Origin of the sequence: Streptomyces albus subsp. chlorinus (assembly GCF_013302895.1) — a bacterium.
Lineage (GTDB): Bacteria > Actinomycetota > Actinomycetes > Streptomycetales > Streptomycetaceae > Streptomyces > Streptomyces chlorinus.
In genome coordinates this window covers 6,576,972-6,584,268 of the sequence record NZ_VJOK01000001.1, presented here as the reverse complement: position 1 = coordinate 6,584,268, position 7,297 = coordinate 6,576,972, and the positions used below count along the sequence as shown (strand labels likewise).

3 protein-coding genes and 3 pseudogenes are annotated in these 7,297 nt (G+C 78.4%); all 6 read left to right on the top strand.

The features are described from left to right. Positions 1-1,086 (top strand): sugar transferase (locus tag FM076_RS28530; protein WP_173873736.1); only part of this gene is annotated, 1,086 nt, incomplete at its 5' end. A gap of 200 nt (positions 1,087-1,286) precedes the next feature. Then, a pseudogene (locus FM076_RS28525) lies at positions 1,287-2,605 on the top strand (O-antigen ligase family protein); the annotation flags it as partial. Between the two features lie 326 nt (positions 2,606-2,931). Continuing rightward, positions 2,932-4,848: a lipid II flippase MurJ gene (locus tag FM076_RS28520; RefSeq protein ID WP_173873735.1), complete on the top strand. Its 1,917-nt coding sequence runs from the start codon at positions 2,932-2,934 to the stop codon at positions 4,846-4,848. After that, positions 4,838-5,590, top strand: a pseudogene (locus FM076_RS28515) (polysaccharide deacetylase family protein); the annotation flags it as partial. The gene FM076_RS28520 and the pseudogene FM076_RS28515, both read left to right, overlap by 11 nt. Positions 5,591-5,742: 152 nt before the next feature. Then, a complete protein-coding gene (locus FM076_RS28510; RefSeq protein WP_173873733.1) occupies positions 5,743-7,095 on the top strand; it encodes a glycosyltransferase in 1,353 nt (450 codons plus the stop codon). A 3-nt stretch (positions 7,096-7,098) separates the two neighbouring features. Then, a pseudogene (locus FM076_RS28505) lies at positions 7,099-7,297 on the top strand (hypothetical protein); the annotation flags it as partial.

The following is a 7,297-nucleotide window of genomic DNA, read 5'->3' as shown; positions in this document are numbered from 1 at the left end:
GTACTGGTGTGCGCGGCCCGCGGCCTCGTCCACGCCGCGCACCGCCTCCGGTACCGCCGCAGACCGCGCGCCGCGCTCGTCGTGGGCCGCGGCCGCACGGCGCGCGCGGTGACGGCCGCGCTGGCCGAACGGCCCCGCTACGGGCTGCGGCCGGTCGGTCTGGTCGAGCCCGGGACCGCGCGAACGCCGCACCCCGGCGGAACCGGCGCCGAGGACGGCACGGCCGCGCCGCCACTCCCTGTCGTCACCACCCTGGAGGACGTGGCGGGGGTGGTGGCGCGCAGCGCCGTGCAGGACGTCGTCTTCGTCCGCTCCCCCTGGGAGGACCCCGGCACGGCGGCGCTGGCCGGGCTGCTGGGCGAGCACGGGGTGAGCGGATGGCTGGTGCGGCCGGGCTGCGCGCTGGGCGGACACGGCCCGCACGCCGCCCCCGGCACCGCCCGGCCGGCCGACGCCCACCTGTGGGGCTTCAGCTGCCGGCAGCTCGTCCTGGACTGCCCCCGGCCGCGCACCGGATGGCGCAAACGGGTGCTCGACCTCGCACTGGTCCTGCCCGCGCTGGTCCTGGCGGCACCGCTGATGGCGGCCTGCGCGCTGGCCGTCCGGGTGCTGGACGGGCCCGGGGTGCTGTTCCGTCAGGAGCGGATCGGCCGGGGCGGGCGCCCCTTCACCCTGGTGAAGTTCCGCACCGTGCGCGGCGCCGACCCCCACGAGGCGGCGACCCGGTGGACGGTGGCCGGGGACGCGCGCACCAGCCGGATCGGCCGGCTGCTGCGCCGCACCTCGCTGGACGAACTGCCGCAGCTGTGGAACGTGGTGCGCGGCGACATGAGCCTGGTGGGGCCGCGCCCCGAGCGCCCCTACTTCGTACGGCAGTTCAGCAGGGCCCACCCCGGCTACGCGCAGCGGCACCGCGGTCCCGTCGGCCTCACCGGACTGGCACAGGTCCACGGGCTGCGCGGCGACACCTCCATCGAGGACCGCGCCCGGTTCGACAACCACTACATCGAGACCTGGTCGCTGTGGCAGGACGTCCGCATCATGTGCCGCACGGCCGCCTCCCTCTTCCGTCTGGAGGGCCGGTGAGGGCGGGACGGCACGACGGTGCCGGGCGGGCGGGCGGCACCACCCGCCCGGCCAACGCCCGGCCGGAGGGCGGCCCCGTACAGGCGGACGCCGGACAAGCGGGCACCGTCCGGCGGGCGGACGGCAGGGCCGTCTCGCAGCGGGCGCCCTCGGGGCGGGCACCGGGGCGGCCGGGCGTCCGTCCGGCCGTCGCCGCGCCGGTGGTGCCCGTGGTGGCGACGGTGCTGCTGCTGACCGTCCCGGCGGACCGTACGCGCCTGGGCTCCCCGGGCGGCGCCACCCTCGCGGACCTGGCCTCCGGGATCCTGGTCGCCTGGTGCGCCCTCGCCCTGCTGCGCGAGCGGACCCGGGCCCGGTGCTCCGCGTCCGGGCCGGCCCCGCGCTGACGCCGCGGGCCGCGCTGGTGCTGGGCGGGCCCGCCGTCGCGTTCGCCGTGGCGACCGTCGCCTCCCGCGACCCCGCGGCGAGCCTGCCCGGATTCGTGCGCTACCTCCAGCTGTTCGTCCTTGTGCCGGGCGCCGTGCTGCTGTCGCTGCGGCACGCCCGCGACGCCCGGGTGATGTGCGCGGCGCTGGTGCTGCTGGCCCTGGCACAGGGCGCGTTCGGGGTCGTCCAGGCTGCCACCGGCACCGGCGCCTCCTACCAGGGCGAGAACATCCGCGCCGTGGGCACGTTCGGTCCGCTGGACGTGATGGCCATGGCGACGGTCGTCTCCTACGGGACGGTGACCGCGCTCGCGTACGCCCTGAGCCCGCCCGCGGGCGCGCCCCGCTGGCTGCGGCCGTGCGCCCTGGGCACCGCCGCCGCGCTGGTGGTGCCGCTGGCCCTCTCCTACAGCAGGGGCGCGTGGATCGCCACGGGCGCGGCGTGCCTGCTGCTGCTCGCGGCGCACGGGCTCCGTACGACACTGCCCGTGCTCGGCGCGCTGGCCGCCGCGGCCGTGGTGCTGGTCGGCGGGTTCGGGGTGGGCTCGCAGCACCTGGCCGAGCGGGCCCGGAGCATCACCGAGGTGTCGGCGTCGCCGGACCGTTCCGTCTCCGACCGCTACAGCCTCTGGAGCGCGGCGGCGGGCATGTGGCGGGAGGCGCCGCTGACCGGCGTCGGCCCCAAGAACTTCCCCGCGCACCGCGACGCGCACGCCCCGCTGGACCTCTCCTCGGGCAGCGACACGGCGGGCGCCGGGATGGCCTTCCAGCGCGAGCCGCTGCTGTCGCCGCACAACATGTACCTGCTGGTCCTCAGCGAGCAGGGACTCGTGGGCGCCGTCGCGTTCGCCGGCTCGTGGGCCGCGCTGCTGGTGTGCGCCCTGCGGCGGCTGCGCGGAACCGGCCACGGCGGGCCGGGCTCTTCCGCACGCGACTGCGGGACGGTGGCCGTCGGCCTGCTGGTGTGGCAGGCCGTGGACTTCCTCTACGGCGACATCGGCGGCCCCTCCACCGTGCTGACCGCCCTGGTGCTGGGCCTGGCCGCCTGGTGGGCCCTCTCCCCCGCGGCGGACGGGGACCCCACCGCCGGTCAGCCGCCGGAGGCCCAACGGCCCGGCGGACGACGGCCGGTGGCAGGGCAGCCCACGGACGGGCGGCCCACGGACGGGCGGCCCACGGACAGACAGCCGGCGGACGGGCGGCCGACGATGCAGCGCCCCACGTGCCGACAGCTGACCGGGCGGCAAGCCGCCGGGCCGCCGCCGGGGGGCTCGCCGTCTGCGGGGGACCGGGGACGCCCTTCGGCCGGGTCGCCCGCACAGCCGTGTGCCGGGGAACCGCTGGACGGCCGCACGGCGGACGGCGGCCTCCCGGCGGCCACCGCCACCGCCACCGCGGCCGGGGAGGGGAGCCCGGTCCTATGACCGACGCCCGGCCCTCCCCCGCCCGCCGGCCGGCGCCGGCCGGCGGACCGGCTCCCCTGGCCCAGGACGCGCCGCGGCTCGGCCGGTTCCTCGCCCGTGCGGCGGCCGTCACGGCGGTACTGACCGCCGCCGGGTCGCTGTTCGGTCTGTTCCGGGACCAGGCCATCGCGCACCTGTTCGGCGCGAACGCGGACACGGATGCCTTCCTGGTCGCCTGGACGGTCCCGGAGCTGTCCGCCACGCTGCTGATCGAGGACGCCATGGCACTGATCCTGGTGCCCGCGTTCAGCCTCGCGCTCTCCCGCAGGGCGGCACACCGTGCGGCGGCCGGACCGGCGTCGGGGGCGGGCGACCCGGTGCGGGAGCTGGTGGCCGCCACCCTGCCCCGGCTGTCGCTGGCGCTGGCGGGCACGGCGGGGCTGCTGGTCCTGGCGGCGCCGCACGTGGTGCGGCTGCTCGCCCCGGGACTGCCGCACACGGGCACCGCCACCGACTGTCTGCGGCTGACGGCGCTGACGGTCGTCACCTTCGGCCTCGCCGGGTACTTCAGCGCCGCGCTCCGCGCCCACCGGCACTTCGTGGCCCCCGCCGCGATCTACCTGGCGTACAACTCGGCCACCATCGCGGTGATGTTCGCCGGGCATGCCCTGTGGGGGGTGCGGGCGGCGGCGCTGGGAGTGGCGGTGGGCGGCGCGGCGATGGTGCTCGTCCAACTGCCCGGCTTCCTCTCCCGGCTCCCGGCCCGCCCGCCGCGCACGGGCCGGACAGCCCGCAGGGCACCGGCGACCGGTGCGGCACAGCGGGAGCGGGCAGCGGTCCGGACGGCACAGCCGGAGGGGGCAGCGGTCCGGACGTCACAGCCGGGGGAGGCGACGGTCCGAGCGGCACAGCCGGAGGGGGCGGCAGCCCGAGCGACGCAGCCCGAGAAGGCGGCAGTCCCAGCGGCACAGCCGAAAGAGGCGGCGGTCCCAACGGCACAGCCCGAGGAGGCGGCCCCGGCGTGGGCGCCGACGGCCCGGACGGCGCGGGTGCGTACCGGGCCGCTCGCCGGGATGGGCCTCGGCCTCGGCGCGCTCGCGCCCGTCGCGGCGTTCGCCGTCAGCCGCCAGGCGCAGGTCCTCTTCGAGCGCTGCCTGGCCTCCTCGCTGCCCGCGGGCGCGATCTCGCACCTCAACTACGCGCAGAAGGTGGCCCAGTTGCCGATGGTGCTCTCGCTGATGGTGTGCACGGTGACGTTCCCCCTCGTGGCCCGCGCCATGGCCGACGGCGAGGCGGAGGCGGCCCGGCGGCGTGTCGAACAGGATCTGGCGCTGGCGGGGATCGTGGTGCTGCTGGGCGCCGCGTACGTGGTCGCGTGCGCCCCGCAGATCATCGGCATCCTCTTCGAACGCGGGGCCTTCGACGGGCGGGACACGGCCGCCACCGCCTCGGTGATGCGGGTCTACGCCTGCGGGCTGCTCGGGCACAGCATGGCCGGCGCCCTGGTCCGCCCCTTCTTCTCCGGTACCCGCCCGCCCTGGTACCCGGCCGCCGCCATGGGCGCGGGACTCGCCGTGACACTGGCCGCGGGGCTGCCCGCCGCGAGCGCCTGGGGCATGTACGGCATCGCGGCCGCCAACGCGCTGGGCATCACCACCACCGCGGCACTGCTGCTGCGCGGCCTCGGTGCCCGGGTGGTGGCCATCGACGTGCCCCGGGTCGCGGGCGGACTGCTGCGGCTGCTGCTGGCGGCTGTCGCCGCCGCCGCCGCGGGGTGGGGAGCGGCCGGGCTGTGGTCCGCGCCGGTGACCGGCGCCGCCGTCGGCGCCGTCGTCGTGCCGGCCGTCTTCGTCTGCGCCGGCCGGCTGGTGGGGGCGCCCCGGCCGCCGCACCTGTCCGCCCTCGACACACGGAGGATCACGCATGCCCGCTGACGCCGGCCCGCGCACGCCGTCCGGCCCGCGCAGACCGTCCGGCCCGCGTACGCCCTGGGTGCTCATGTACCACTCGGTCGCCGACCGCGCCGAGGACCCGTACCGCGTCACCGTCTCCCCCGCCCGGCTGGAGCGGCAACTGCGGTGGCTGCGCGAGCGGGGTCTGCGCGGGGTGGGCGTCGGCCGGCTGCTCCGCCGGTACGCGGCCGGACGCGCGGCCGGTCTGGTGGGGCTGACCTTCGACGACGGTTACGCCGACTTCCTCACCGAGGCGCTGCCGCTGCTGCGCCGTCACGAGTGCACGGCGACCGCGTTCGTGCTGCCGGGACGGCTCGGCGGCCGGAACGGATGGGACGCAGAGGGGCCGCGCAAGCCGCTGCTGGACGCGGACGGCGTCCGGGCCGTCGCCGCGGCGGGCATGGAGGTCGGCTCGCACGGACTGGTCCACACCGATCTGACGACGGCCGACGACGCCACGCTGGAACGCGAGACCGCGCACAGCCGCGCCCTGCTCGCCGAGCTGACGGGCACACCGCCGGCCGGGTTCTGCTACCCGTACGGGACGCTCGACGCGCGGGCCGTCGAGGCGGTGCGGGCCGCCGGTTACGCCTACGCGTGCGCCATCGACCCGGGACCGCTCACGGGCGTGCACGCCCTGCCCCGCGTCCACATCGGGGAGCGGGACACCTCGACGCGGCTGTATCTGAAGAAGGTGCTGCACCCGCTGCGCCGCAGACCGCTGCCCCCCGCCCAAGCACCGGCACCGGTGCCTGCGCCGACACCGGCCCCCGCGCCCGCACCGGCCACGGCCACAGCCGGCGATCCGGCCGCCGGCCCGGTCGCGGGACAGGCACCGGGACCGGGACAGGCCACCGGGTCCACGCGAGGCCGCCGATGAGGGTGCTGCACCTGATCACCGGCCTGGGCGTGGGCGGCGCCGAGGAGCAACTGCGGCTGCTGCTGCGCCACTTGCCCCGGCACGGGGTCCGGGGCGAGGTGGTTGCCCTCACCGGTTCGGGCGCGGTCGCCGAGGGCATCCGCGCCGACGGCACCCGGGTCACCGAGCTGGGCATGCGGGGGAACCGCGACCTGGCGGCGCTGCCCCGGCTGGTGCGCCTGGTGCGGGCGGGCCGCTACGACGTGGTGCACACCCATCTGTACCGGGCCTGCGTCTACGGCAGGATCGCCGCGCGGGCGGCCGGGGTGCGCGCCGTGGTGGCGACGGAGCACTCGCTCGGCGACCGCGTGCTGGAGGGCCGTCCGCTCACCCCCGGGGTCCGCGCCCTGTACCTGGCCACCGAACGGCTGGGCAGCACCACCGTGGCCGTCTCGGACACGGTGGCCGCCCGGCTGCGCGGCTGGGGCGTGCCGGCCCACCGGCTGTGCACCGTGCCCAACGGCATCGACGCCGCCCGCTTCCGCTTCGACCCGGCCGTCCGGGTACGGGTGCGGGCCCGGCTCGGTCTGCCGCCCGAGGCCTTCGTGGTGGCCGGGGTGGGGCGGCTGGTCGCGGGCAAGCGCTTCGAGACGCTGGTGGACGCCGTGGCCGGGGTGCCCGGCGCGCGGCTGCTGCTGGCCGGCGACGGGCCGGAGCGTGCGGCGCTGCGCGCGCGGGCCGGAGCACGGGGCGCGGCGGACCGGGTCCGGCTGCTGGGCGAGTGCCCCGGCGGGGCCGTCGGCGAGCGGGAGGAGGGGGCGGCACCCTGCGTGCCCGAAGTGCTGGCCGCCGCCGACCTGTTCGTGTCGCCGTCTCCCGAGGAGGCGTTCGGGCTGGCCGTCCTGGAGGCCCTCGCCGCGGGCCTGCCGGTGCTGTACGCGGCGTGCCCGGCGGTGACGGACCTGCCGGCCGGGCAGGCGCCGGGCGCCCGCCGCGTCCCGCCGACCGCGGACGGACTGGGCGACGCGCTCCGTGCCGCGTACGCGGCGCACACCGCGGCCACCTCCGCCACCGCGCCCACCGCCACGCCGCCCGCGACAGGCTTCCGCGCGGCCGGTCCGCGGCGGCTCCCCGTCCCCGGGGCCGTCGCCCACTACGACATCGCCCGCTGCGCCGAGCGCCTGGCCCGCGTCTACGCGTCGGTGCTCGGCCGGCGCCCAGGCCCCGGCGGTCCCGGCACATACGGCAGCGAGGCACCCGGCACCGAGGCACCCGGCACCCAGGCGGCCGGGGGGCGCCGGGAGCCCCCGCCCCCCGCCCGGACGGCACCGGGCGCCCACAGTCCGACAAGTCCCCTGACGACGAGGTGAGTCATGTCCGAGACCGCAGCGGGAACGCCCGCATCCGACACCCCGCCGGCGCGCGGGGACGCCCCGGCGGGCGCGCAGACGCCCCGGCCCCCTCGTTCGGCGCGGCGGACGGGCCGCGTCCCGGGCTGGTGGCCGCTGCCGGTGTGCGCGCTGGTGGGGACGCTGGGCGGCCTGGGGTACGCGCAGACCGCCGAGCCCCGGT

Coding starts and splice junctions, on each gene's coding strand:
- FM076_RS28520 (WP_173873735.1), top strand. CDS start 2,932: ATGACCGACGCCCGGCCCTCCCCCGCCCGCCGGCCGGCGCCGGCCGGC.
- FM076_RS28510 (WP_173873733.1), top strand. CDS start 5,743: ATGAGGGTGCTGCACCTGATCACCGGCCTGGGCGTGGGCGGCGCCGAG.